This window comes from Pseudoalteromonas sp. SR43-5, assembly GCF_014163835.1.
In the GTDB taxonomy this organism is placed as follows: domain Bacteria; phylum Pseudomonadota; class Gammaproteobacteria; order Enterobacterales; family Alteromonadaceae; genus Pseudoalteromonas; species Pseudoalteromonas distincta.
Map to the genome: position 1 here is coordinate 1 of NZ_JACJEA010000049.1, position 26,410 is coordinate 26,410.

Here is a 26,410-nt window from a genome sequence, read left to right on the forward strand (position 1 = left end):
GGGCTCGATAACTGCTCCTGCGTTATTCTACTGGCTTACATCCATGTAAGAATAAGTAAAAACCGAGCAAAGCTTCCGCGTCCTGCTCACGCCCCTTACCTACATCCATGTAGGCAACAAAGAGTTAATCGCCCCTAGAAAGAACCCTTCGGGCAGCGCATGTTTGGTATTTATGCTGCGTTATCGCCTATTTATGGGGAATAACCACACTACATAGGCTCTGCCTTGCCTAAAAACCAAACATACTGCTGCAAATTCACCCACCAATGATCAACACGCCCTAATAAGTTATTTTATTAATTATAAGCTGTAGCTTAAGTTAATGTAGCCAAAGCGGCCAATGTTATCGTAACTTGCGCTACCCGCGCTTGTACCACGTGAACCGTACGGAAGTTTACGATTAAATAGATTATCAGCACCTACTTTAACGCCTAAGCCACTATCGAAGTTGTAACCAACAGTCATATCGGTAATAAAGTATTTACCGTAAGACATTTGGTTACTTGGGTTCGAGTTACTTTCAAGCTCAACATTTGTATATAAATCTACTTCACTTAAAAAGCGTGTTTCAACTGTTGAGAAAAAGTTATCCATAACATAACTTACAGATAAGTTAGTTTGCCACTTAGCTTCACCTGTAGTACCTGCGTATTCAATGTAGTTACTAGGGTCGTCTTGGAACGGGTAATCTTTACGTTCAATTAAGTAGGTACCAATTAAGCGGGTTTTGAAGCTACCTTCAAGCGCGTCAAAGTCGTAACCTAGTTCAAAATCTATCCCTGATGCTTTTTGGCCGGCAACATTTAATACAGAGTTTTGTATTAAAGTAATTTCACCATTAGCATTACGTGTAATTAAGTTACAGTACTGATTGTTTATACCTGTTGCGCTATCAACACAGCGATCAAGAATGTCTTGCGCGTCGATTGTGTCAATCGCATCTTCAAGTTCAATTTCCCAGTAATCAATAGTAAGCAGCGCGTTTTCTAGAAACTCTGGTTGGTAAACAATGCCTACAGTTGTACTTGTTGACTCTTCACCTTTTACATCACGGTTACCGCTAGTTAAACCATCTAATGAGGCTGCATCGTAACCGGAGTTAAAGTCACTCGCTACACCTAATGCGGCACAGTTTGCAGTACGTGTTGCACCGTTTGATAAGTCACCTAGGTTGTCGGCGCGACACGGGTCGTCTACATTGTAGAAAGTTTGGCTTGCTGCCCCAAATACTTCACTAATGTTAGGCGCACGAAGTGCTGCAGATTGTGTGACACGTACACGTAGCTCATCATTTACAGTCCAATCAAGGCCAAGTTTCCAGCTAGTTGCTTCGCCAATCGTACTGTAGTCAGCATGACGTACTGCAGTATCAAACACTAAGTCTTGAATAAGCGGTAAGTCAGTTAAAATTGGCATCGTCGCTTCAAAAAATACTTCGCGTACGTTGAAGGAGCCTTTATCTTCGCCCAGTGCGTTAAAAAAAGTACCTTCTGCGTTATCTGGCTCTTTAGTTTCGCTTTCTTCTTTACGGTACTCGGCACCAAATGCAATACCTACATAACCTGCTGGTAATTCAAAAATAGCGCCATTAGCAAGTGAGCCAGAAACAACTGTTTGCTTAATTGTTGAAGTACCAACTGATACCGTATTTATGTAGTCAATCGCTTGTTGAGATGGTGCGCCAAAACCCATAATGTTTACAGGAACGCAGCCGTCAGCTTGTGCAGCAGCGCTACGACATACTACGTTACCATCAGTATCTTCAACGGCATCAAGTGCATTAAAGTAGTTGGCTAAAATCATGTTAGCGCCGTTTTCACGCTCTAGATCTGTTTGGCCGTATACAACTGACGTATCTAATTCCCAATCTTCTAAAACAGTCCCTTTTAAGCCTGTGACAAAACGCGTTGTTTCACGCGTATTGTTTTCAATGCGGCGGCCAAGGTCACTCATCATGCGGTTAACCATGATCGAATCAACACCTTCCTCTTGCATACGTGCTTTGATGGCTGGGTCTAGGTAAGGGTTATCAATTTTAATGCTGTTGTCGCTGTCAAAAAAGAAAAACGCAGGTTGACCTATGCTTTCGCCTTGGCTGTTTACGTATTTTGCATCAAAGTAGACGTTTAAATCGTCGGTCACATCGTAGTTAACTTTAAAGTTTACGTTGTAGCGCTCGAACTCAGGTTGTATTTCTTCAAATTGGCCTAAGTTAAAAAAGTCACATTCTGCACATGAATATGGATCTGCGTTATTGCCTATGTATAAATCACGTGCGCTGCTATCAGGGTTAAAGCTATTAATATACTTAGTTGGATCTTCAAGTGCATAAACACCTGAATCATTGATGGCGTAATAACCCGCATTAGGTGTTAAAATATCATCAGGAAAGTCAGCACTATTTTTGTTCTCATCCGTTTGGGCTTGGTTAGGTAAGCTGCTAAAAGATGTGCTAGTCCAAGGGTGGTCAAGAGCATTTAATGAATCTTGACCTGAGTACTCAATAGCAAAAGCGGCATTACCACGGTCGTTATCGAAATTAGAGCCGTATGAGAACGTCGCTTTTTCGTTGTTGTAGCTGCTTAAATCGGCAAAACCACGTGTAACGCTAAAGTCCATGCCTTCAATGTTGTCTTTTAATATAAAGTTAACAACACCTGTTACCGCATCAGCACCGTATACAGCAGATGCACCACCAGTAATTATCTCTACACGCTCAACCCAAACACTTGGGATAGTATTGGTATCTACAGCTTGAGAACCAGCAGAGCTTGATACATGACGCTTACCATTTACAAGTACTAAGGTACGGTCTGTACCCATGTTACGTAAATCAAGAATATTTAAACCAGCAGTACCAATAAAACGGCCTGAGTTAGCCATAGAATATGTATTGCCAAGTGCTGGTAAATTGTTTAGCGCTTCACCAATGTTTACAGCGCCAGTATTAATTAGCTGCTCGCCGCTTATAACTGTTACTGGTGCAGGTGCAATAGCACCTTCACGTAAGATACGTGAACCCGTTACTTCAACGCGTTCAATTTTTGTTGCTTGCTCATCTTGTGCAAGCACAGAATTACTTGCTGTTGCAGCAGCAGTAATTAATGCACATTTAATGCTATTAGAAAGTAAATTATGACGTTTCATGTGTTCCCCAAAGGACATTTTATAGTAATTTAATACGATATTTATTTTTACTTAATACAGTCTGTATTAGATAAAAACCTATAACTTTTGTTATGAGGGCGGCGATTATTGCATGCTGATAATCTTATTAAAAGTAAGTAACTTACTGTTAAATAAGCAACTTGAAATAATTTAAATGGCTATTATTGCCTTTTTTACACTAGTTTGTGGGGGGAGATTAGGTGGCTATTTATGGTTAATTTACATGGTGGGTTTGTTTTGTATTTATGCTGTTTACATGTTTATAGTTTTTATAATTTTAGAGATGGTTTTTATAGCAATTATTTTTTAGTTAAAAGTAGTTAGGAATATTCTAATTTATATAAAGAGCAGGCGGTGAGTGTTATATGTACTTAGTTGTAAGTATTATGTATGTATATCCCGTTTTAAAATGAATTTAATGTAAGGCTTTATTTTCAAATAAAGTGAAGTTTGAATATTTTTCATTATTAATCTTTAAAAAGCTCTAAACGTGTAAACCCCCTTTACAGTTTTGGGGGTCTCAATTGCTCCTTAAGTTACTTTAGCGCGTAAACTTGGTACAATTTAGCTGTTTTTAATTAATAGGTTTGACCATGAAGTATTTAGTTATTATTTTTACCTTGTTGTTTAGTTCAATGTCTTTTGCGCAGCAATCTGTCGATCTTGAAATAAATATGAAAAATACGGGCCTTGCGTATAAACAAGCAGTACAGGCAACTCAACTTAGTGAATTTAATACTGCGATTGATGAATTTATAAAGCTGGTTAAAGTGAGTAAAACAGGTAAGTTTTACAAGAAACCAGAACAGTCATTGCAGGGCCTTGATAAAGTGATTGCTCAAGCTGAACTTGCAAAAAAAGCAGCAAACGAGCAGGGGCTAAATGCGGCAAAAGAACCACTGAAAAATATAGATAATTTACGTAAAAAATATCATGAGCTACATGAGCCTCCAGGGTTCTTTGAATTACTGTTCGGTTCATAAACCTAACTATATGTATCTTTAGTCGCTACTTTTAAGCTAATTGCGTTAAAGGTATCTGCAGCAATAAATATAAGGAAACACAATGGAAATTTCAGTTTCAATGTTAGAAGGCCAAAAGCAAAGCGCTAAATTTGGCGACCTAGAAGTAATCAGCGATCAAAGTGTAAACGCTGGTGGCAACGCAGAGCATCCAGAACCGTTTGATTACTTTTTAGTAAGTATGGTTTTATGTGCAGGTTTTTATGCGCGTAAATTTTGTGAGCAGCGTGATATTTCAACGCAAGGTATGACGCTTACTCAAAATAATGAAAATGTAGATGATAACGGTAAAAAGTTATTTTCAATTGAGATTAACCTACCAGACGGTTTTCCTGATAAATATAAAAAGGCGCTTATTGCAGCCGTTAATACCTGTACGGTAAAAAAAGTAATTCAGGCAGTGCCAGAGTTTTCAGTAGTGGTAAAATAATCCTCCCTAAATTAGGTAGCTTTAACAAGCTACCTAATTATGTATAGTGCCCCACGGCTTAACTTATTTCTTTTTCATTCCTTGTACTGCTTTAAAGCGTGGGTTTTTTTTACAAATTACAAATACACGACCTTTGCGTTTTACAATTTGACACCCCGGGCGTTGCTTCGCACTTTTTAGGGAACTTAATACTTTCATACCTTTTCCTTTTTAACAGTCGATAAATTTTTAAAACGACGGTTAAACTGTGCAACACGGCCATCTGTAGCAACAGTTTTTTGCTTGCCTGTATAAAATGGATGTGAGTCACTTGATACGTCAATAGGTACGTATGGATAAGTATTACCGTCTATTTCTACTGTGCGGCTTGTTTTAATAGTTGAGCCAATAATAAAGTAAGAATCGGCAGCAGTATCGTGAAAAGCAACCACTTGGTAATCAGGATGAATATTTGGTTTCATAATACGCCTCAATAAATGATATGTGATAATGTATCATTTTAATTTAACGTATTTATTCTCTCATTGCAAATTATTTAAATGCTCCCCAAAAGGGGCGTAATTGCTGGCTATTTGTGCAAATAAATCAAAAAATAAGCACTTGAATTAAAAATGCTGGCTATTGGCGTTTAGGCTGTTATAACTATATTTAAGAGTTAAAACGTTAACAAATACGGTTATAAAGTTATTACAGAGGTTATGTATGAGTGACGCAACACAACAACAAGAACAAATTGACCAAGGGGTGATGGAAACCCTAAGAGAGCGCGACCACAGTACCTTGGCGCAACAAGTAAATCCGTTAACCTGCAACCACAATGATATTGTAGAGTTACTAGCAAGGTATATGGCACTTAGTGAGCAAGAAGATGATGAGCTGTTTGATACTTGGTTTGATAACCTAACTAAAGAGCAACATACTGTTTTAAAAGTATTTGAAGTTTACCGTGGACAATATGAGCACCAAAATTAAAGTGTTTATTTTTGTAAGTATGCCAAATCCAGTGGTTATTTAAATAAAACTAAATAGCCACTACTACTTTTTAACTAGAAAGTAGTAATGTTGTATCAACCACTACTCCCACCTGTTTTCATCATAATTTTTTGCGGATTTAATCTTATCTTTATTTAGGTACGACTTACTGATATTCATAAGTATTTATTGCTATTTTAAGGTAATGTTCTAATTTTAATAGACAGACTGTTTATAATTTAAATAAGTTTATGGGTTATATACTCGAAAATATTCGCTCCCATTTCGTAATTCATAAAACACTTAAAATTAATTGAGCTTTAATGATTAAACCTGAGATCCCAAGTAACGAAGCAGAGCGATTACATGCGTTAAAAACATTAAAAATTCTAGATACGTCGCATGAAGAGCGCTTTGATCGTGTTACTCGTATTGCCAAGCGTATGTTTAATGTTTCTATTTCATTGGTTACTTTAATTGACGAAGACCGCCAATGGTTTAAATCTAGGCAGGGGCTTGATGCGCCTGAGCTTCCTCGCGAAACCTCATTTTGTGGCCATACCATAAATCAAGACGAGCTCTTAATAATCCCAGATACAGCCCAAGATAAAAGGTTTTTTGATAACCCTTTTGTTGCAGGCGATCCTAAAGTACGCTTTTATGCCGGCTTTCCTTTAAAATTAAGGCAAGGGGTTATTATAGGCACTTTATGCCTTGCCGATAATAAACCTAGACACCTTAATGATGAAGAAAAACAATTACTAAGAGATTTAGGCACGTTGGTTGAGCAAGAGATTCAATCAATTCAACTAGCTACAATTGACGAGTTAACAAGAATCTCTAACCGGCGTGGCTTTTTGAACCTTGCTGAGCATACGCTAAATGTATGCAGGCGAAACAAAGTATCAATGTCGTTTATATTGTTTGATCTTAATAAATTTAAACAAATTAATGATGTTTATGGGCACCACGAAGGCGATTTTGTATTGAATAAATTTGCGCAAATTATGCTTAGTTCATTTTGTGATTGTGAAGTAATAGGCAGACTTGGCGGAGATGAGTTTGTAGTAATGCTAAGTGATTTAGATGAAACAAAAGCTGAGTTTGTTTTACAAAGGTTTGCGGATGCAATTGCGCATACCAATAATACCTTAAATAAGCCATACAAAATTGATTACAGTGTAGGGGTAACACACTTTAAATACGATACAGGTAAATCGGTTGAGGATATGATTCAAGATGCTGATGTTGCAATGTATCAGCAAAAAAAGCAGCAATCACTTTAGTGAGCTATTTAGTTTAATTGCTGCTTGAACTTCACTTAACTTCCTCATGCTAGTACGAATCTTATAATATGACGTTATTCGCTATTGCAGTCATTTTTTGCAGAGGGTGATGCTAAAGACAGATTTGGTTGCCAAATCCTGTCCCATATTTTATGAAGATTGTTTAAGTTTGGTCTTTGACTTATTTTTTCAAAGTTACCAATGCTCACCTCTGAATCATTTTTTTGACCCACTACAAAATTAAACACATAGTTGCATTCCATGCCCATACGTAAATCAGAAAGTACAATATTGCTTTGCTGTTGACGCACCGAATAAAACCCTTTAGTAAACCACTGCAAGCGTTTTATAGCCCATTCATCGCTAATATTATTTAACAATGAAGGCCTTGTTTGATAAGGCGTTAATGTAACATCGCTGGGCACGTCAAATACTGATGCATAACCTTCGTAGTATTGTCCGTCAGACATCACAACAATACGCCACAGCAAAGTGGTTAGCGGGGCAGGCGTACTAATATACGCATTTACTGGTATTTTCCTGTTGTTGAGTGCTGTTTTTACCTTGTCATCAATACTTACTTTTAAAATTAAAGCACAAAATAAATATAGACTACTTAAAACTAAGGCCGTTGCATTTATATGATAAGCCGTTGCTGCTTGTATTTTGGGTATTAGCGTACATATTACGCCAATTAATAAAAGAAGCGTGTAAGCGGGGTCAATAATAAACACACTAGAAACCGCAAAGGGGTACTCAGTAAAAGGCCAAAGTAATTGTGTACCGTATACCGTTAGGCTGTCTAATATGGCATGTGTAGATAAACTTAAAAATACTAGCCAAAACCAGCGCACTTTATAAGTTTTCATTCCGGTGTGTATTTTTAATATTAGCCATACAATGAGCGGGCTAATTAATAAATGTATTAATAACGAATGGCTAAAGCTACGGTGGTAAGTAAATGCTTCTACAGAGCCACTATAAGGCAAAAATACATCTAAATCAGGAAGTGTGCCTAAGATAGCACCCCACAAAACGGCTTTTCGACCTATTTTATTGCCTAATATCGCATAACCTACAGCACTACCTAATGCTACCTGCGTTAAAGAATCCATTTTGATTAATACCTTTAATTGCGACTTTTATTATTTATACTTTTTGATTATTAAAAAGCGTCAAAAAATAATGTGAAATATTTGATAAGCACATCAATGCCCAAAATTTACAAACTAAGTCTGGGCTTTATAAAATCTAAAAACGCTGTAATGCGAGACGATACAGCATTATTTTTATAATACACGGCTTGTATAATTTCTCGGTTATTAGGTGAGCTAACTGCACTGGGTAACACTTCAACTAATTTACCTGTTTTTAGGTCATTGCCAATCATAAAGTGAGAAAGTAGCGCAACGCCTTGGTTTGCAATACATAGTTGCCGCACTGTTTCGCCGCTGCTTGCGCTAAGCGAAAACGTAAATAAAGCGGGCTTTACTAACGGCCAAGTGTTTAATTTTGGGGAGTCACTAAAACCAATTATCTTGTGATTTTGTAAGTCATCTATTTGCGAAATTGTTGCGTTGTTTTTTATATATTCTGGGCTGGCTACAATACGTAACTGGCTGCAGCCAAGTTTACGAGCATGTAAATTTGAGTCTTTTAAATCACCAATGCGTATGGCTAAATCGGTTTTATGTTCAAGTAAATCAATAATGCTGTCGTGTGAGGTTATATCAAGCGTTATGTGAGGGTATTGCTTGGCAAATTCGCCAATTAAAGGCGTAAGTTGGTGCAATACAAAAGGGCTTGCCGCATCTATTCGCAGCTTGCCACTTGGCGCTTGTTTTAAAAGCTTTATGGCTTCTTCACCGGTATAAAGCGTATTTAACCCTTCACGCGCATATTTTATAAAAGTATGGCCCTCTTCGGTAAGCTCTAATCGGCGTGTTGTTCTGTTTAGCAAAGTACATTGCAATGTATTTTCAAGGCGTGATACAGCTCGCGACACTTTAGCCACCTGTTGATCAAGCAAATTAGCCGCCCCCGAAAAGCTTCCGCAATCTACTACCGTTATAAACGTTTCTAAATCTTCAGTTTTTGAATGAACTGCCATAAGTATACCAACACCATCTTTGCATTATTAACAAAAGTATTTTGTCACTAATGCTATTTTTTGCAAACGATATTTTAGCCAAACTACATTCTTCAAATATTAATGAGGATATAACTATGCCATTGGCTTTGTGGGCGCTTACCTTAAGCGCATTTGCAATAGGAACAACTGAGTTTGTAATAGTGGGATTAGTACCCACCATTGCAAACGACTTAGGCGTAAGCCTACCTTCAGCAGGTTTGCTTGTAAGTTTATATGCGGTTGGCGTTGCCATCGGTGCGCCGGTGCTAACGGCTTTAACGGGTCGCTGGAATCGTAAAGTGGTACTAATAAGCTTAATGGGCTTATTTGTTTTAGGTAACTTACTTGCATGGCAAGCGCCAGGTTACGAAACATTAATACTTGCGCGCATTTTAACGGGGCTTGCCCATGGTGTGTTTTTTTCAATCGGATCGATGATTGCCACTAGCCTAGTAAGCAAAGACAAAGAAGCCAGTGCAATAGCCATTATGTTTACCGGACTTACTGTAGCACTCGTAACTGGTGTGCCACTAGGTACATGGATTGGACAACACTTTGGTTGGCGTGCAACGTTTTTAGTTGTGTCGGTATTAGGTTTAATTGTATTAATCGGCAGCTCTATTTTAGTGCCAAAAAATTTAAAACAATCAATACCAGCGACGTTTAAAGAGCAACTACAAGTAATCGTAAAACCGCGTTTATTACTGGTGTATTTAATGACGATATTGGGCTATGGCGGCACGTTTACAGCGTTTACTTATTTAGCACCTATTTTAGAGCAACAAACAGGTTTTGCGCCTTCGGCTATTGCCTTAATAATGCTTGTTTACGGTGTATCGGTAGCGGTAGGTAATATTTGGGGTGGAAAGTTGGCCGACAAACGCGGCCCAATTAGCGCACTGAGCATTATATTCAGCGCTTTGAGTATTATTTTAATGATATTTACTTTTACGATGGAATCAAAAATTGCTGCTGTACTTACTATTTTAGTATGGGGCGCATTTGCTTTTGGTAATGTGCCAGGCTTGCAACTTTATGTAGTAAAGCAAGCGCAAAAGCACACGCCCAATGCGGTAGATGTTGCATCAGGTTTAAACATAGCCGCATTTAATATTGGTATTGCACTTGGCTCAATTATTGGCGGTAGCGTAGTAGAGAACATGACCCTGCAAGATACAGCATGGATAGGCGCCGTTATCTCTGTTTTAGCACTTGGTGTTACACGCTACAGCGGTATGCTTGATAAACGTGAAATTCAGCAAGCATAAAGCCTTAGCAGGGTCTGTTGACCTTTTAGGATTAAATTTGTTCAATCTAGGGATGATTTAATCACGGAGCGAGGTTTGTAACCTAGTGGGCTAAGTAAAAATCGAGGGACAAAGAGTAAATCCACCCTAGGAAGAACCTACAGGCAGCGCGTATTTGGCATTTATGCTGCGTTATCGCCTATTAATGTGGAACAACCACACTGCATAGGCTCTGCCTTGCCTAAATACCAAATACACTGCTGCAAATGTAATCTCTAAAGATTAACAGACCCTAACCTTGAAACTAAAATTAATGACCTCATACATGTTATGAGGTCATAGATTTTTAAGTGACAGTCGTAATAAGAAGTAAAAGGTGTATTTCGTAAAACTTTTAAAAGTTTGTATTTCAAAACCGATTATTTTATAAGGATAAACCATGACAAAACGTGTAATAGAAATGCCAGAACTAGGTATGGGAACATTCCGCTTAGAGGGCGACACTGCCTATAACTCAGTAAAAATGGCACTCGAAGTTGGGTTTCGCCATATTGATACCGCACAAATTTATGGCAACGAAGAGCAAGTAGGTCAAGCCATAAAAGATAGTAATATTCCGCGCAGTGAAATATTCTTAACCACCAAAGTGTGGAATAACAAATTAAATAAAAGCGACTTTATCCCAAGCGTTAAAAAGTCACTTGAAAAGCTACAAGTTGATTCGGTCGACTTACTGCTAGTTCATTGGCCATCGCCTGCTAACGACGAGCCAATGAGTGAATACCTCACTGAATTACTAAAAGCGAAGCAGCTTGGTTTAACTAAGCACATTGGTGTATCAAACTTCACCATTGCAAACTTAAATGAAGCAATGCAAACACTTGACTCGCGTGAAATATTTACCAATCAGGTTGAGGTTCACCCATATTTAACTAATACTAAATTGCGTGCATTTTGTGCTCAGCACGATATACACGTGACAGCGTACATGCCATTTGTAGTAGGCAAAGTACTTAAAGATCAAACCATTATCGACATTGCTAAAAAGCACGATGCAAGTCCAGCACAAGTTGTTTTAGCATGGGTTAACGCAAGCGGCATGACGACAATTCCATCATCAACTAAGCGCAAAAACTTAGAAGATAACTTTAACGACCACGTTAAGTTAGATGATGAAGACATAGCCCGCATTGATGGTCTTGATTGTGGCGACCGCCAAGCAACACCAGACTTTGCGCCGCAGTGGGATCAGTAAACTTACCTCAAACGCAAAGTTAAACTAAATATTTTAAGGTGTAGATTATCTACACCTTAACTTTTAAAAGGAATACACATGTTAACGGTTATAGCGGCACTGTCGTGCAAAAATATTGATGCAGATGTGATGCTTACAGCACTTGAAAACTTACAAAAGTCATCGCGCCAAGAAGTAGGGTGCTTACGTTATGAACTATCTGTAAAAAGTGATGATGAACATACCGATTATGTTGTTAGCGAACAGTGGGCGTCTGACGAGCACTTTGAAGCGCATAAAAACGAGCCACACTTTAAAGCATTTGGTACGCAAGTTACTGGGCTTTTAACCAATAGTAGTATTGATGTATATAAATCAATTGGTTAAATTCTTTTTATAGTGCCTATTATGGTACGTATTAAAATACTTAGCTAAATTACATATCATAAAGTAAATACTCAAATAGGTGCTGTTATCTTACATCACCTTTTATTCTTACACTCCAACCAGCCTAAATACTCAACTTCGCCAATATCAATGAAACCTATTAGGACTCTTTTTTGTTAATGCACAGTGCTTCGAAATCAAAAGAGGTTCATAACTTTATTAAGAGTCGTTTTGCTATCACAACCCACTCTAATAAATAGCCTATTTAATTTGTTGTTTACATTAAAGTTCTCTGGTGTAAATTATAGAAATATAACATGGCATTTTAGTCAGCCGTAAATAGTTCGAGTGGTACTGAATAAGAGACTCAAAATAGCAAACTATTTATATATTTTTTGTGTGTTATATTTTTAGAGCTGAGTTAATTAAACTAATAATGGAGACATGGGTATGGAAATTAATAAATCTAATCAATCTATCCTTATTTTTGTAATCCCTTTATTAGCTGCGTATTTCGGATCAAAAGTCATATTTCACTTATTTGCTTTTGAGTATCTTGTGTTTACAGATACTTTTGACATTCTAAAGCTACTCATTGATATTAGTGTATTTGGAGTGTTGTTCTATATTAGTTCGCTGGGCGTTGGTTATGTCATCAGAGCTAAAACATAAGTTTTTAATCATTAGCTGGTAAATTGCTAGCTAAAAAATCACAGCCAATAAAGCCTTAACAGCTTTAAACTGTATAATTTATATAGAGATAATAATGAAAAAATTAATCGCAATAATAGCGTTGTTAGGCTTTGCCTCATTTGCACAAGCTAATGATAGTTTTGTAGTGAATGCTAAATTTTATGATAATAAAAACTTAATTGGTTCACCTACTTTAGTAGTCAATTCAAATGAAGAGGCGTCAGTTTCAGTTGATAATTCGTATAGTTTTGCTCTTACAGTAACGCCAATTGATGATTCTACTGTTAGTTTAGTAACTGACCTAAAACTAGGTGGAAAACATATGGCTCCCTCTTTAATTGTTGAAATAGGCAAAGAAGCAAGTATTAATATTGATGGTAAAGAGCTGTCAGTTTTAGTAAGCAAATCAAGCAGCTAATAATACCAACCTGCATAAATCTTTGATCAATTTAACGAATTAAATTGCACTATAACGTCGTTAAAAATTTTTTATTTAGAACAACTAGATATAAAAATTTTTGCCTAGTTCTAGCGTAATTTAATTCGTTAAATAGACCCCATATATAAGCAGATTGGTATAAGTTAAAAATTAGGAATATAACTAATGAGAAACTCAAGAAATGAAATAGTAAAATATGGAGTCTCTTTTGGTACGGCCCTAGCAATTGCTATTTCATGGAGTGCTAATGAGTCTGTGTTATGGGCAATTTTGCACGGTTTTTTATCTTGGTTTTATGTTATTTGGCATGTAATTACGCGATAAGTATTTTCGCGTGTGCACTGATTGATTATGTAGATTGCGGTCAATGTTAATACTCGAGCAATTACCATCTAAAACTATTAAGTCAAAAATATAAAAGGAATAATTAATAATGAAAGGTGCTGGTGGAAGCTCTGGTGGTATTGGGCATTTTTTTATTGGTTTAATTATGATGTGCGGTGGCTTTTATATGCTGCTAAACGCAATTTCGGTGACCTCTAATTTTGGACTAAGTTCTCGCATTTATAGTGTTAATGCTTTAGGTGGCTTTGGCGTTACAGGCGGCATGGTTATGATCCCATTTATTTTTGGTGTGGGTCTGATTTTTTATAATTCTAAAAATATTTTAGGCTGGGTGCTATCTCTTGGCTCGTTAACCGCACTAATATTTGGTGTTATATCGAGTGTTCGATTTAGTATGCGAACTATGACGTCGTTTGATTTGATTGTTATTATAATTTTAGCGTTTGGTGGCTTAGGGCTATTTTTACGCTCTCTCAAATCTATTGATACTTAAATAATTGCCACGCTTTGTTTTCAATACAATTTTAATTATAGGCATTTAACATGATGTTCCAATGCCTAAGCTAATACATTAATAATGTAATCCTTCCTATTTACTGCTTAACCAGTAACGTATTTTAAAGAGATTTATGTGAACAACTCAATACAGCTAAAACTAATTGCTACTCACTTATTAGCACAAAGAGAAGAAAACCCAGCACGTTCAAACTTTCCTAAAGAGTTAGTACTAGACTCGACTGACGATGCGATAGAAGTACAAAAGTTGATGATTTATTTAAATGATCAAACTGTATATGGCTGGAAGTGTATGCTGCCTTTAGATGATGGCTCAATTATATTAGCGCCTCTTTTACATGCACCTATAAAACAAGCTGAAAATTGCCCACTGTATACAACAAATAACAAAGCGCTGATAGAACCAGAAATTGCATTTATTTTACAAAGCGATTTACCAAGTAATAAAACCTATACAAATGAAGACGTAGATACTGCATTTGCCAGCGCCCATTTAGCACTTGAGCTTATTCAAAAAAGGTTTGATGAAGGCACTCCAAGCACTCACATTGAAAAGCTGGCTGATGGCCTATCTAATCAAGGCGTGTATTTAGGCCCACAAATAGATAAAGCCAAAGCGTATAACGCAAATACTGTAAATATTAACGTTAAGCAAACTGAGCTGGAGTTAAACTTGGCAGGTGTGCATCCTGCAGAACTTGCGCAGCTTCCACTTTATTGGGCGGTTAATTACTTATCAGCAAAGGGAATTAATTTAAAAACTGGGCAAGTGTTTATAACAGGCTCTTATTGTGGTGTTGTTGAGCTTAATACAGATCAGTTAACCACGGTTAGTTACGAAGACTTAGGGTCTGTTAGCACTACGTTTTTATCAAAGTAAATTTAGCGTTACTTAATAGATAAATCATATTTTAAAATAAGCGCATCTATATAGCGGGTGCGTAATGTGTGTTGTTTTTCATGATCGGCGCCATGCCCTAGCGCTTTGTTTAAAAGCTTTATGGCGGGGTGTAATAGCGCTCTTTCTTCTTGGTTTAAACTCGCTTTACTGCGCAGTTCTGTAATGTCGTCAACTAATAGCCTGCCAATGTCTACCGAGACTATTTCGTCTATTAATCCATTTTGAGTAAGTACGCCATATTTACTGCATAAAAACTGTTGCCAAACTTGCTGTAAGTGCTCGTCTATTTCACAGCCAAATAGCTCTTCGCTAAACGTAAATCCTTGCTGAGCGAGTTTAGTTAGGCTTGCAGTATATTGCTGCGCAAAATAATTAAAAGCATGGCTTGATGATTCTATTTTTTGTTTTAAAAGACCTTGCCCCCAATTAACACAGCCGCGCGGATAATAGTCGTCATATTCTTCGCATTCATACAAACCCGAATATGAGCTGCAGCTAAGTTGACTTTTAATACAGTAACTTGGTTTGGGGAACACACTTCGCTCTTGCCAAGCTAAAAGTGTATCTGCATCTATGTTTAATGCTTGGCACAGTTCATCGGTGTTATAAAAATGAGTTGCTAAGTAGTCAGATAAACGCATAAAGCCTCTGGTATCGTTAAAAATAAAATACTGTTCATATATACAGTTATTCATTTTGTATTACCAAACTCAATAACACAAGCGATTTTATAATTAAATGTGCGCTTATACCTCCAAAAATACCGGCAAGTATGTTACAAATAGCGCAAGTTTTATAAATAATGAATTTTTATGCGCACCCTAGACCAAATTAAACAAGCAAGCCTTATTACAGCTATTAAAACGCCATATTTAGCAAACGGTGAAATTGATCTCGCAAAGTACGATGAACTCGTTGAAATACAAATTGCAGCGGGCGTTGATGGCATTGTAGTCGGTGGCACAACAGGCGAAGGCCAGTTAATGAACTGGGAAGAGCATTTAATGCTTATAGCGCACAGTGCAAACAAATATGGTGACAAACTGATTATTGTTGGTAATACCGGTAGTAACAACACCCGTGAAGCGATTAAAGCAACTAAATATGGCTTTGCCAGCGGTATGGATGCAGCACTGCAAATTAACCCATATTACGGACGTACGTCAATCGCGGGTGTTAAAGAGCACTTTAAACGCGTACTTGATATTGGACCTGCCTTTATTTACAACGTAGCCGGTCGCACAGGTCAAGACCTAACACCTGATATTATTGAACCATTAGCACAGCACTCGAACCTAATTGGTATTAAAGAATGTGGCGGCAATGAGCGCATTGCACAGTATGAGCAGCAAGGCATTGCGTGTTGGTCGGGTAACGACGATGAAGCACATGATGCTCGTCATGTACACAAAGCTCACGGTGTTATTTCGGTTACTTCTAACCTTATTCCTGGGTTGTTTCGCCAATTAATGGATACTAAAAATGATGAGTTAAATACGTCATTACAACCATTAATGAGCTGGTTGTTCTGTGAGCCAAACCCGATTGCTATTAACACTGCGATGATGATGACAGGTGCAGTAAATCCAGTATTTAGATTACCGTACTTACCGCTTAGTGATGAGCAACAAAAAGTAGGTTTGCCATTAATAAATGAGCTTAACGAACGTGAAGTTGTCGGTGGTAAAGCACAGTTATTAAAACAAAATGAGGTATTAACGCTTTCTTGAGTTGATAATCAATATTTTAATGACTTAACAAACTAATTTTTAGCTTTTAATCCAGTTTAAAGCTAACTGTTGACTCGTTTTTGCTGTATAATTTGCGACCCTTGATAATGTGGCCGTAGGTTATACAGCATGAATTTTAAATCTTTTAGTTTCGCTCCTGAAATCATCCAGGCGTTGGACGAACTTAACTATCACACTCTTACGCCCATTCAGCGCGCAGCAATCCCTGCTGTTCGTAAAGGTAAAGACGTTTTAGCCAGTGCACAAACTGGTACCGGCAAAACTGCCGCGTTTGCTTTACCTATCATCCAAAAATTGGTTGAGTCTGAACTCAGCACAACGAATGCACCTCATGCGTTAGTACTTGCTCCAACGCGTGAACTTGCAGAACAAATTGCAAATAATTTTAGAGATTTTGCAAAGCATACATCACTTAAAGTTGTTAGTTTATTTGGTGGTGTTAGTACCGCCGGCCAAGCAAACGCTTTAAAAGAAGGTGTTGATATTGTTGTTGCAACCCCAGGTCGTTTATTTGATCATATTCGTTTAGGTAACTTAAGCCTTGCAAGTGTTAAGCACCTTGTTCTTGATGAAGCTGACCGTATGCTTGATATGGGCTTTATTGAAGACATGCAAAACGTGATTAAAAGCTGTGCAGAAGAGCGCCAGATTTTACTTTTCTCAGCTACATTCCCTGCAGCAATTAAACAGTTTGCATCTAAAGTATTAAAACAAGCTGAAATAGTGCGTGTTGATCAAACTAACAGTACAGCAAGTACTGTTGAGCATGTTGTTTATCCTGTTGAAGAGCGTCGTAAGCAAGAGCTACTTTCTGAATTGATTGGTAAGAAAAACTGGCAACAAGTGCTTGTATTCGTAAACATGAAAGAAACGGCTGATGAGCTTGTTAAAGAGCTTAACCTTGATGGTATTCCGGCAGGCGTTTGCCACGGTGACAAATCTCAAGGTAACCGTCGTCGTGCTTTACGTGAGTTTAAAGAAGGCAAAGTACGTGTATTAGTGGCTACAGAAGTGGCTGCTCGTGGTATTGATATTGATGGCTTACCTCGTGTAATTAATATTGATTTACCATGGCTTGCAGAAGATTACGTTCACCGTATTGGCCGTACAGGTCGTGCTGGTCGCCAAGGTCAAGCAATCTCATTTGTTAGCCGCGAAGAAGAAAACACTTTGTTTGAAATTGAAACGTTAATCGGTCAAAAAATCAAACGTGTATATTTAGAAGGTTACGAAGTAAGTAACCGTGAAGTACTAATTGATAAAATTGGTAAAAAACCAGCGCATTTACGCCGTACACGTTCTAACAAGTTATCAGGACAAGCAACCGGTGAAGCGAGAGCAGTAAATCGCTCACGTATTTCAAGCGTTCGTAAAAGCTTAAAAGGCGAAAAACTGTCACTTAAAAAGTCATAGTTAACGCCGTTTAGTTAAAAAAAACCTGAGTTTACTCAGGTTTTTTTGTGCCTGATGATAACACCTCATCAATAATATTTGCGTATACATAAGCCGCTTGCTCGCCCTCTTTATTTGCTATTATGGACAAACCAACTGGTAAACCACTTACTTTGCCTACCGGCAGAGTTATGTGCGTTGTGCCTGCAATAGCAGATAACGAACTACTACTACCATTAAAATTATCACCATTAACTAAGTCTGTCTTCCAGGCGGGTGATACTGTAGGCGCTATAACAATATCAAGCTTGTTGTTTTTATATACATTAACAATGGCTGTCGTTGCTAAAGTGCGATAGCGTTCTTTAGTCTCTTGGTATTTTTGTTTGTTAGTTAAATCAATAGCCTGAGATTGAACTAGGATGTCTTGCTCAAAGTGGGGCATTTCTGTATTTTTATTTTGAATATTAAAATTAATAAGTGCTTTTAGGCTTTTAACAGCTACTTGTGCGGGAGTGATTGCAAGATAATGATTAATTTCGGCTTTAAAGTCGTAAAGTAAAATATAGTATTCATCAACAAATAGCGTATCTAAGTTATCAGTAATATCTACATTAATAACAGTGTGCCCAGCCTGTTTTAATGCTTGTAACTGCTTGGCATAAAGGCGCTGCGTTTCAACTGTAAATTTGTCGCTAGGCAGTGCACCAATAATAAGTGACGATTTTGATTTTAGATTACCTGTATTTAATTTAAACCCTGTAGTTGTTGCATCGAGAGAGTCCTCACCTTGCAAAACTGATAAAACCAGCAATGCATCTTTAAGTGAATGCGCCATCGGCCCTACTGAGTCTTGACTACTAGAAAGAGGCACAACACCTGAGCGTGATACTTGGCCCATACTCGGTTTTATTGCATAAACTCCATTTACTGAGGCAGGGCACGTAATTGAACCGTCTGTTTCAGTCCCTAATGCTATGGGCGCAAAGTTAAGTGCTACTGCAACAGCAGAACCTGCGCTAGAACCACATGGGTTACGTGTTACATCGTGCGCATTATGTGTTTGTCCGCCTACGGCACTCCAGCCTGAAGATGAATAGGATGAACGAAAATTTGCCCATTCACTTAAATTAGCTTTACCTAAAATTATAGCGCCCGCATTACGTAGTTGTTTAACAACAAAAGCATCATTATTAGTAACGTTATTTTTAAGTGCTAAAGAGCCAGCCGTTGTGGGAAGTGTGCCTTTTGTTTCTATATTATCTTTAAGAAGTACAGGTATTCCGTGTAATGGACCTGTCCAAGTGCCTTTGGCGGCAAGTTCATCTAACGTTTTAGCTTGAGCAATCGCTGTAGGCTCAATACTAATAACTGCATTGTATTGTGGGTTAAGTTTATTAATTCGGTCTATATAATTTTGGGTGAGTTGCTGTGCATTAATAGAATTATTTTTATATGCACTGTGGATTTCATCGATGGTTTTTAGCTCTTGTGCTTTAGCGTTAAAAATTGCTAATACACTAAGCAACGAAAAGGTAAATGTTTTGATCATTGTTGAGGTGCTTGAGGTGTTATTATTTTCTATATATTTAGCACAAAAAAACCTCACAAAGTGAGGCTTTTCGATAAACAGCTTAAAAAAGAGGTTTAAGCGTTTTCTAGCATAGACAGTGCGACCGCTTCAGCTGCTTTAATACCATCAATACCCGCTGATAAAATACCGCCAGCGTAACCTGCGCCTTCACCTGCAGGGTAAAGCCCTTTGGTGTTAATACTTTGGAATGTTTTATCACGCTTAATACTAATAGGCGACGAAGTACGTGTTTCAACACCGGTTAATAAACCGTCGTTAGTTGAAAAGCCACGAATTTGTTTATTAAACGCTGGTATCGCTTCGCGAAGGGCATCAATTGCAAATTGTGGTAACACTTTACTCAAGTCAGTTAACTTAATACCAGGTGTGTAAGAGGGTTGTACTTCACCTAAGTCTGCAGATGATTTACCTTTTAAGAAATCTCCAATTAACTGCGCTGGTGCATCGTAGTTGCTACCACCAAGCTCATACGCTTGCTCTTCAAGTTTGCGTTGTAAGTCTATTCCAGCAAGTGGATCACCCGGAAAATCTTGCTCTGGTGATATACCTACCACAATAGCGCTGTTAGCGTTGCGCTCACTTCGTGAATATTGGCTCATACCGTTGGTAACAACACGGCCTTCTTCAGAGGTTGCCGCGACTACTGTGCCACCTGGGCACATACAAAAGCTGTAAACGGTGCGGCCATTGTCGCAGTGATGAACAAGTTTATAATCGGCAGAGCCTAAAATTGGGTTTCCTGCATTTGTGCCAAAACGACATTCATCGATCATTGATTGTTTATGTTCGATTCTAAAACCGACTGAGAATGGCTTTGCTTCAACATAAATCCCTTTTTTGTGGATCATATCAAACGTGTCACGTGCGCTGTGGCCAACGGCTAATACAACATGTCGAGTGTTTAGTTGCTCGCCATTTGAAAGCGTTAAACCTGTTACTTGCCCGTCGTCTAAATGAATATCGTCAACACGTGTGCTAAAGCGAATTTCGCCGCCAAGCTCTATTATACGAGCGCGCATTTTTTCAATCATGGTGACAAGTTTAAACGTACCAATGTGTGGCTTACTTACGTATAAAATTTCATCGGGTGCGCCTGCTTCTACAAATTCAGTAATGACTTTTCGGCCATAATGCTTTGGATCTTTTACTTGGCTGTATAACTTACCGTCTGAGAAAGTACCTGCGCCACCTTCACCAAATTGTACATTTGATTCTGTATTAAGTGTGCGTTTACGCCAAAAGCCAAACGTGTCTTTTGTACGTTCACGTACTTCTTTACCGCGCTCTAATATAATGGGTTTAAAGCCCATTTGAGCAAGTAATAAGCCCGCAAATAAACCACAAGGACCAAAACCAATCACGACAGGGCGCTCTTTGATATTATTGTTAGCTTGGGCTACAAATTTATAACTTGTGTCTGGTGCTACTTTTACATGTTGGTCTTTTTCAAATGCTGCGAGTAGCTCGGCTTCGTTATCAACTTCTATATCGAGTGTATAAATAAGTAAAATAGCTGATTTTTTACGTGCATCATAACCACGTTTAAACACATTAAAACTGTGCAATTGTTCAGGTTGGATTTTGAGTTTATTTACAATTGCTTGACCAATTGCGTCTTCGTCATGATCAAGTGGCAGCTTTATTTCGGTTAAACGTATCATTTATATCTCTTTTAGGTGTCATAGCGGGGTATTATAACCGCTCACAATAAGGGGATGCAGGGCACAACGAGTGTGCAAACATTAGGCGCGCATTTTACGTTAAAATAGCCTGATATGGCACTTATTTATTGTATTTTTGGGGTGGATGGGTATGATCCACAACTGTTGTTCAAAATCTTAGGTATTAAAATAGTATGGCGTTTGTTGTCACCGAAAATTGTATAAAATGTAAGTACACCGATTGCGTATCAGTGTGCCCAGCAGATGCATTTTTTGAAGGCCCTAATTTTTTAGCAATTAGCCCGATTGATTGTATTGATTGTGGCTTATGTGTCCCTGAGTGTTCAGCTGATGCGATATACCAAGAAGATGAGCTACCAGAGTCTCAAAAAGAGTTTACTGAATTAAATGCTGAACTTGCACTGGTCTGGCCGCGCATTACAGAGGTTAAACCTGCTCCAGAGGACGCTGATGTATGGAATGGCATAGACGATAAGCTTAAACTACTCGAAACATAATACATAACAATTAGTTACTCCTTTATCATTAAATAGTTAATTTTTTATTTCAAAGTATTAACAAATGTACCTGGATAAATTACAATCCTCAGCTTAAGTTGCTCCTTATGAGTAATTACAGTCTAAATGGATGTTTATGCAGCACTTTATAACTATAATAAAAAAGTTTATCTTCCTATTTTTAAGTTTTGTTTTATTACTTTCTAGCCTTGATGTAGCGGCTAAAAAACAGCAAGTATCCTTGTCCCGTATTAATTCAAATATCACCGTTGATGGTGTTATGAATGAGGCGCACTGGCAAAATGCAACACGTATATCTTTACTCTACCAAGATGAGCCTAACGAGAAAGGCACACCCCCTGTAAAAACTGATGCCTTTATTTACGAAGATGGCACTAACTTATATGTTGCCTATGTTGCACAAGACCCAGACCCTACGCAAATTCGTGCATCACTTCGTGACCGGGATACGCTATGGGAAGACGACGTAGTTATTCTTGTTATTGATACATTTAATGATGAACGCAGTGGTTATGAATTCCATGTTAACCCGCTGGGCGCGCAAGGCGATATACGAATGACCGACACCGATGGTTGGAGTTCTGATACCTCATGGAATGCTATTTGGGATAGCGCAGGACAAATTAACGACAAAGGTTATGTTGTTGAAATGCGTATTCCTTTTAAAGCACTGCGTTTTCCTGAAAATGAAAATGAGCTAACGTGGGGTTTTTCTGTAATGAGAAACTACCAACGTGATGTGCTATATCAGCTATCAAACATGGGGTTTGATAGAAATGTGAAATGCAGCCTTTGCCAGTTTGATAAGTTAGTTGGATTTAGTGACATTGAATCAAGTAAAAATATCCAATTAACACCTACATTAACAACACTGCGTAACGATAATAAATCTGCGTTGCCAGGTGATTGGGATAAGGGTGATATAGATACTGAAGTGGGTTTAGATTTACGCTGGGGTTTAACAAAAGATGCTGTTTTAAACGCGACAATTAACCCTGATTTTTCGCAAGTAGAAACTGACTCTTTAGAGCTTGATGTAAATACAACCTTCTCAATTTATTACGCTGAAAAACGTCCTTTCTTTTTAGATGGTGCTTCTTACTTTAAAAGTAGCTTATTTGAGCTTTTATATACACGTACAATTGCAGAGCCTACTTTAGGTGCAAAGCTGACGGGTAAAACGGGCGATCATAGTTATGCGCTAATGCTAGCTGATGACGACAATAGTAATATTTTACTGCCAACGAATCAGGGCTCTGGCTTTGCAAGCTTAAACGAAAAAACGAATGCAGCCGCAGGGCGTTATCAATATGACTTAGGTCAGCAAGGTACTATTGGTATTTCAAGCACGCACAGAGAAAGTGATGACTATCACAACACTGTATTATCAGTGGATGGTAGCTACTGGTTTAATCAATCGGATACTCTTTTGTATCAAGTATCATCTGCTAATACTCGTAACTCTGAATTTTTAATTCAAAATTATAATCTATCCGAAACTCAATCAGATGAAGCTTATGCTCTAGAATTTACCCGCGATAAACGTGATTACAAATTATTTTCATCTTATGAAAATATTGGGCAGGACTACCGCACTGATTTAGGTTATCAAGCTAAAGTCGATTATGAAAAAGTAGGCTTTGGTGGCGGACAAACATGGTACAGAGATGAGTCTGATTTACTTACCTCATGGTCATACGAAGCTGACTGGGATAAAACGTGGGCGCAAAATGGCGACTTACTTGAAGAAGAATACGAAGGCTTTTTGAGTTTTAAAGGTCAAAAACAATCTATTTTTGAAATTGGTTTAGTACACCGTTATGAAAATTATAATGACAATTTTTATAATCAAAATATTGGTTACATTTATACAGGCTTTAAACCCACTAAAGATTTAAAGTTATCATTATATGTTGAATACGCTAGCCGCATTGATTATGCAAATGAGCAATTAGGCGATGCGTTTGACACCCAAACCCAAATGGTGTGGGACATTAACGACCATTGGCAGCTCGATGTAAAACATAACTACAGCCAATTAGATAACCCACAAGGGGAGCGTGTATTTACAGCTAACTTAGTTGATTTTAGGCTTCATTATAAATTTAGTATGCGTTCAATTCTTAAGCTTATTTTACAATTTGAAGATATTGATAGAGACGAAAATGCCTACTTTTATCAAGTTAGCCAAATTAACAAAGACTACGGTAGTCAGCTTGTTTACTCATATAAAATTAATGCGCAAACACTGTTTTATTTGGGTTACTCAGATAGAGGTTACCAAGACGATTCTCTTAAAAATATTGAGCGAGATCAACGTACCTTATTTACAAAAGTTAGCTATGCATGGCAGCTTTAAATATTAATAATAATTTTATTAGCGATAATTCCTACTAGTTTGAGTAGCAATGCATAATGCGCAAGAATAATTTTTAAATGATGTACGACAGCGGAGCAAATGCGATTAAGGTTGAGTAAATATAAGTACTTAAAGCTGTAGTGGTGAGGCATAGATTAATGCGGCAGAAAAAACGACAAAGTTTATATACCGCATGTATTAAATTTTAAACAATTGAAACGTTTTTGTTTATTTTTATTAATCCCATCTATACTATATGTAGATATAGTTAGTTAATCCATTATCGTTACAATTTTTTGTTATTCTAATGGCTTAGGATTATATCAATGCTTGCGTAGTACTAAATGCAAGCGATATAATCCGCTTTTGGTAATAGGTTTGATAGGAGAAGCAAAATAGATGGATTTTTTTTATGAATAAACTTAAGCCGCTCGGTTTTATTTTCTTAATCATAGTTCTATTTTGTTTCTGCATAAACATAGAGTTAACTAATCAGATCAACCGTATAAATCTATTTCAGACTAATATTGATATACGAAGTTTCGAGATCACGAATACCTCCCTTGATATGGCTCCTTGGTATAATCCCATTTTAAATGGCCATTATATAATTGAGCAGCCAACAGCTGATTTTTTACTTATTAAAACCACTGATACCCAATTTGTAGCCGCTGATTCTAATAAGTTAATCATGATGACGCTCTCATCACCCATGAACTTTTTATTTTTATGTATATTGATATTTGGCTCAGGTATCTACTTACGTAGAGAACGTAGAAAACGTCATTATAAAAATCAAATAGCGGAGCTCAACCGCCAAGCCAATAGCTTACTTACTGCATTTAATTTACAAGTTAAACCGGCAGAGAACCCATTAGGTGTAAGCAGCTTAAGTCAATCTATAAATAGCTTAAATTCACACGTAGTTAATTATGTAAAACAAACTCAAACAAGTATTTGTCAAGACAAACTGACGCTGTTAATTGACCGCCATGCATATATTGAACACATAGACAGACAAATAAATCATGCTAATCAGGAAGATCTCAAATGTGCGCTTCTATTTATCGACTTGGATGGCTTTAAACAAGTAAATGATTCGTTTGGCCACAGTTTTGGTGATGAAATATTAGTTCAAGTGGCCAGTCGACTTGCAAATGTTTTACGTCACCATAAGTTAAGTAATATTAATAGCGCTAATCAATTAGAGCAAAACTTATCAAGATTAGGTGGAGATGAATTCTCCATATTTATAGAACTACTTGATGATAGCGACAGAGTTGTTGACATTGCGAAGCACGTGTTAAGTGAGCTTGAAAAAGACTTTGTGCTTGGCAATAAAATAGTAAAAATTAGTGCCAGTATTGGTATTGCTGCTTACCCAGAAAGCGCGTCAACCCCACAAGCACTTTTACAATTAGCTGATGTTGCTATGTACAGAGCTAAGAGTGATGGTAAGGGAATATTTAAAGTTTACTCGCCAGAAATGGGCAACAAAATGCGCCGTTACCATTATTTACTCGAAGAATTGCGTTTAGCGCTCGCGTGTAAAGATTTTTACTTGTCTTTTCAGCCAATTGTACATGTTGAAGATTGTATGATTGATTATTTTGAAGCACTTACCCGGTGGGACCATCCAGTTGAAGGTATGATCCCACCTTCAGAATTTATTCCAATAGCAGAAGAGTCGAATTTAATTTTAGAGCTTGGCGATTGGATTATGCTTGAATCGTGTCGGCAAATGGCTGCATGGCATAATGCAGGTATGCGCAAAGTAAAAATATCAGTTAACGTTTCGGGCATTCAGTTAAAGCACCGTGATATTTATGATTGGATAATGAAGAAGCTAAAAAAAACCGGCTTACCGGCGACGTCTCTAATGCTTGAAATTACCGAATCAACATTTATTCAAGCCAGTCCTAGAATAATCAAAGAGCTAAGTAGATTAAGAGAAGAAGGCATCACTATTGCAATTGATGACTTTGGTACAGGTTTTAGCTCGTTGAGTACATTAGCGGATTTACCAATTGATGTTATTAAAATTGATCGCTCGTTCATAGCTCAAGCCAATAAAAGCCAAAAATATAACGATATATTAAATACAATTAGTGAGCTTGGACAAAAGCTGGGCCTTAAAATTGTAGCTGAAGGCGTTGAAGAAATAGGGCAGTTTGAGCTTGTTAAAAAAATGGGTGTGAGTTCAGTTCAGGGGTATTTAGTGAGCCGTCCTGAGTCATCAGTTAATGTAGGCAATAAAGTATTACGTAATAACACAAGCAATCTTTCTGCATCGGGTACAAGTGCGTGGGATATTGTTAGTTAGTTAGTTAGTTAGTTAGTTAG

General features: G+C 37.6%; 24 protein-coding genes. 16 read left to right on the top strand and 8 right to left on the bottom strand.

What is annotated here, in order from left to right:
* Positions 1–300: 300 nt before the first annotated feature.
* Entirely contained in the window at positions 301–3,147 is a 2,847-nt protein-coding gene (locus H5090_RS19650) for a TonB-dependent receptor domain-containing protein (RefSeq protein WP_182696534.1), read from the bottom strand.
* A 614-nt stretch (positions 3,148–3,761) separates the two neighbouring features.
* Between H5090_RS19650 and H5090_RS19655 the strand changes: the two genes are divergently transcribed.
* Both H5090_RS19655 and H5090_RS19660 read left to right on the top strand, forming a co-directional pair.
* Positions 3,762–4,151: a cytochrome b562 gene (locus tag H5090_RS19655; RefSeq protein WP_182696535.1), complete on the top strand. Its 390-nt coding sequence runs from the start codon at positions 3,762–3,764 to the stop codon at positions 4,149–4,151.
* A gap of 82 nt (positions 4,152–4,233) precedes the next feature.
* The gene (locus tag H5090_RS19660; RefSeq protein WP_002958670.1) at positions 4,234–4,620 is read left to right on the top strand and encodes an OsmC family protein; all 387 of its coding nucleotides are present in this window, start codon (positions 4,234–4,236) and stop codon (positions 4,618–4,620) included.
* Between the two features lie 63 nt (positions 4,621–4,683).
* Here H5090_RS19660 and ykgO read toward each other — a convergent pair whose 3' ends face one another.
* Positions 4,684–4,818 (bottom strand): type B 50S ribosomal protein L36, encoded by a 135-nt coding sequence (gene ykgO, locus H5090_RS19665; protein ID WP_182696536.1) that lies wholly within the window; start codon positions 4,816–4,818, stop codon positions 4,684–4,686.
* Positions 4,815–5,081: a type B 50S ribosomal protein L31 gene (locus H5090_RS19670; RefSeq protein ID WP_182696537.1), complete on the bottom strand. Its 267-nt coding sequence runs from the start codon at positions 5,079–5,081 to the stop codon at positions 4,815–4,817. The genes ykgO and H5090_RS19670 overlap by 4 nt, the downstream gene beginning before the upstream one ends.
* Before the next feature lie 241 nt (positions 5,082–5,322).
* Between H5090_RS19670 and H5090_RS19675 the strand changes: the two genes are divergently transcribed.
* Positions 5,323–5,592: a hypothetical protein gene (locus tag H5090_RS19675; protein WP_039487544.1), complete on the top strand. Its 270-nt coding sequence runs from the start codon at positions 5,323–5,325 to the stop codon at positions 5,590–5,592.
* A gap of 323 nt (positions 5,593–5,915) precedes the next feature.
* A complete protein-coding gene (locus H5090_RS19680) occupies positions 5,916–6,878 on the top strand; it encodes a sensor domain-containing diguanylate cyclase (protein ID WP_154902887.1) in 963 nt (320 codons plus the stop codon).
* Between the two features lie 74 nt (positions 6,879–6,952).
* Here H5090_RS19680 and H5090_RS19685 read toward each other — a convergent pair whose 3' ends face one another.
* Positions 6,953–7,993, bottom strand: a complete 1,041-nt coding sequence (locus H5090_RS19685) for a metal-dependent hydrolase (protein WP_182696538.1) — start codon at positions 7,991–7,993, stop codon at positions 6,953–6,955.
* Between the two features lie 107 nt (positions 7,994–8,100).
* A complete protein-coding gene (locus H5090_RS19690; RefSeq protein WP_182696539.1) occupies positions 8,101–8,988 on the bottom strand; it encodes a LysR family transcriptional regulator in 888 nt (295 codons plus the stop codon).
* A gap of 116 nt (positions 8,989–9,104) precedes the next feature.
* On the opposite strand from H5090_RS19690, the gene H5090_RS19695 reads away from it, so the two are divergent.
* The 7 genes from H5090_RS19695 (at position 9,105) to H5090_RS19725 (ending at position 14,750) form a co-directional block, all read left to right on the top strand.
* On the top strand, positions 9,105–10,277 hold the full coding sequence (locus H5090_RS19695; protein WP_182696545.1) for an MFS transporter: 1,173 nt from the start codon (positions 9,105–9,107) through the stop codon (positions 10,275–10,277).
* A gap of 418 nt (positions 10,278–10,695) precedes the next feature.
* A complete protein-coding gene (gene dkgB / locus H5090_RS19700; protein WP_154902884.1) occupies positions 10,696–11,511 on the top strand; it encodes a 2,5-didehydrogluconate reductase DkgB in 816 nt (271 codons plus the stop codon).
* Positions 11,512–11,589: 78 nt separating this feature from the next.
* Positions 11,590–11,877, top strand: coding sequence for a putative quinol monooxygenase (locus H5090_RS19705; protein WP_002958660.1), 288 nt, complete (start codon positions 11,590–11,592; stop codon positions 11,875–11,877).
* Between the two features lie 450 nt (positions 11,878–12,327).
* Positions 12,328–12,549 carry a hypothetical protein gene (locus tag H5090_RS19710; protein ID WP_182692514.1) on the top strand — a complete coding sequence of 74 codons (222 nt, stop codon included), beginning with the start codon at positions 12,328–12,330 and terminating at the stop codon, positions 12,547–12,549.
* Positions 12,550–12,643: 94 nt separating this feature from the next.
* The gene (locus H5090_RS19715; RefSeq protein WP_182696540.1) at positions 12,644–12,988 is read left to right on the top strand and encodes a hypothetical protein; all 345 of its coding nucleotides are present in this window, start codon (positions 12,644–12,646) and stop codon (positions 12,986–12,988) included.
* Between the two features lie 454 nt (positions 12,989–13,442).
* Positions 13,443–13,847, top strand: a complete 405-nt coding sequence (locus tag H5090_RS19720; RefSeq protein WP_002958658.1) for a hypothetical protein — start codon at positions 13,443–13,445, stop codon at positions 13,845–13,847.
* A 138-nt stretch (positions 13,848–13,985) separates the two neighbouring features.
* Positions 13,986–14,750 (top strand): 2-keto-4-pentenoate hydratase, encoded by a 765-nt coding sequence (locus H5090_RS19725; protein WP_154902882.1) that lies wholly within the window; start codon positions 13,986–13,988, stop codon positions 14,748–14,750.
* Positions 14,751–14,758: 8 nt separating this feature from the next.
* On the opposite strand, the gene H5090_RS19730 is transcribed toward H5090_RS19725, so the two are convergent.
* Entirely contained in the window at positions 14,759–15,412 is a 654-nt protein-coding gene (locus tag H5090_RS19730; RefSeq protein ID WP_138490422.1) for a DUF6058 family natural product biosynthesis protein, read from the bottom strand.
* A gap of 171 nt (positions 15,413–15,583) precedes the next feature.
* Here H5090_RS19730 and dapA point away from each other — a divergent pair, with 171 nt between their 5' ends.
* Together dapA and H5090_RS19740 are read left to right on the top strand one after the other, a co-directional pair.
* Positions 15,584–16,501, top strand: a complete 918-nt coding sequence (gene dapA / locus H5090_RS19735; RefSeq protein ID WP_182696541.1) for a 4-hydroxy-tetrahydrodipicolinate synthase — start codon at positions 15,584–15,586, stop codon at positions 16,499–16,501.
* A 129-nt stretch (positions 16,502–16,630) separates the two neighbouring features.
* On the top strand, positions 16,631–17,935 hold the full coding sequence (locus tag H5090_RS19740) for a DEAD/DEAH box helicase (protein WP_002958629.1): 1,305 nt from the start codon (positions 16,631–16,633) through the stop codon (positions 17,933–17,935).
* Positions 17,936–17,966: 31 nt separating this feature from the next.
* Here H5090_RS19740 and H5090_RS19745 read toward each other — a convergent pair whose 3' ends face one another.
* Both H5090_RS19745 and H5090_RS19750 read right to left on the bottom strand, forming a co-directional pair.
* Positions 17,967–19,466 (bottom strand): amidase family protein, encoded by a 1,500-nt coding sequence (locus tag H5090_RS19745; RefSeq protein ID WP_182696542.1) that lies wholly within the window; start codon positions 19,464–19,466, stop codon positions 17,967–17,969.
* Positions 19,467–19,561: 95 nt separating this feature from the next.
* Positions 19,562–21,169 (bottom strand): NAD(P)/FAD-dependent oxidoreductase, encoded by a 1,608-nt coding sequence (locus tag H5090_RS19750; protein ID WP_182696543.1) that lies wholly within the window; start codon positions 21,167–21,169, stop codon positions 19,562–19,564.
* 194 nt (positions 21,170–21,363) lie between these two features.
* On the opposite strand from H5090_RS19750, the gene fdxA reads away from it, so the two are divergent.
* From fdxA to H5090_RS19765, 3 genes are all read left to right on the top strand, one after another.
* On the top strand, positions 21,364–21,687 hold the full coding sequence (gene fdxA / locus H5090_RS19755; RefSeq protein WP_002958626.1) for a ferredoxin FdxA: 324 nt from the start codon (positions 21,364–21,366) through the stop codon (positions 21,685–21,687).
* Between the two features lie 136 nt (positions 21,688–21,823).
* Complete coding sequence (locus tag H5090_RS19760) at positions 21,824–24,067, top strand: carbohydrate binding family 9 domain-containing protein (RefSeq protein WP_182696544.1); 2,244 nt, start codon at positions 21,824–21,826, stop codon at positions 24,065–24,067.
* A gap of 568 nt (positions 24,068–24,635) precedes the next feature.
* The gene (locus H5090_RS19765; protein ID WP_370626122.1) at positions 24,636–26,390 is read left to right on the top strand and encodes a putative bifunctional diguanylate cyclase/phosphodiesterase; all 1,755 of its coding nucleotides are present in this window, start codon (positions 24,636–24,638) and stop codon (positions 26,388–26,390) included.
* Positions 26,391–26,410: the final 20 nt, after the last annotated feature.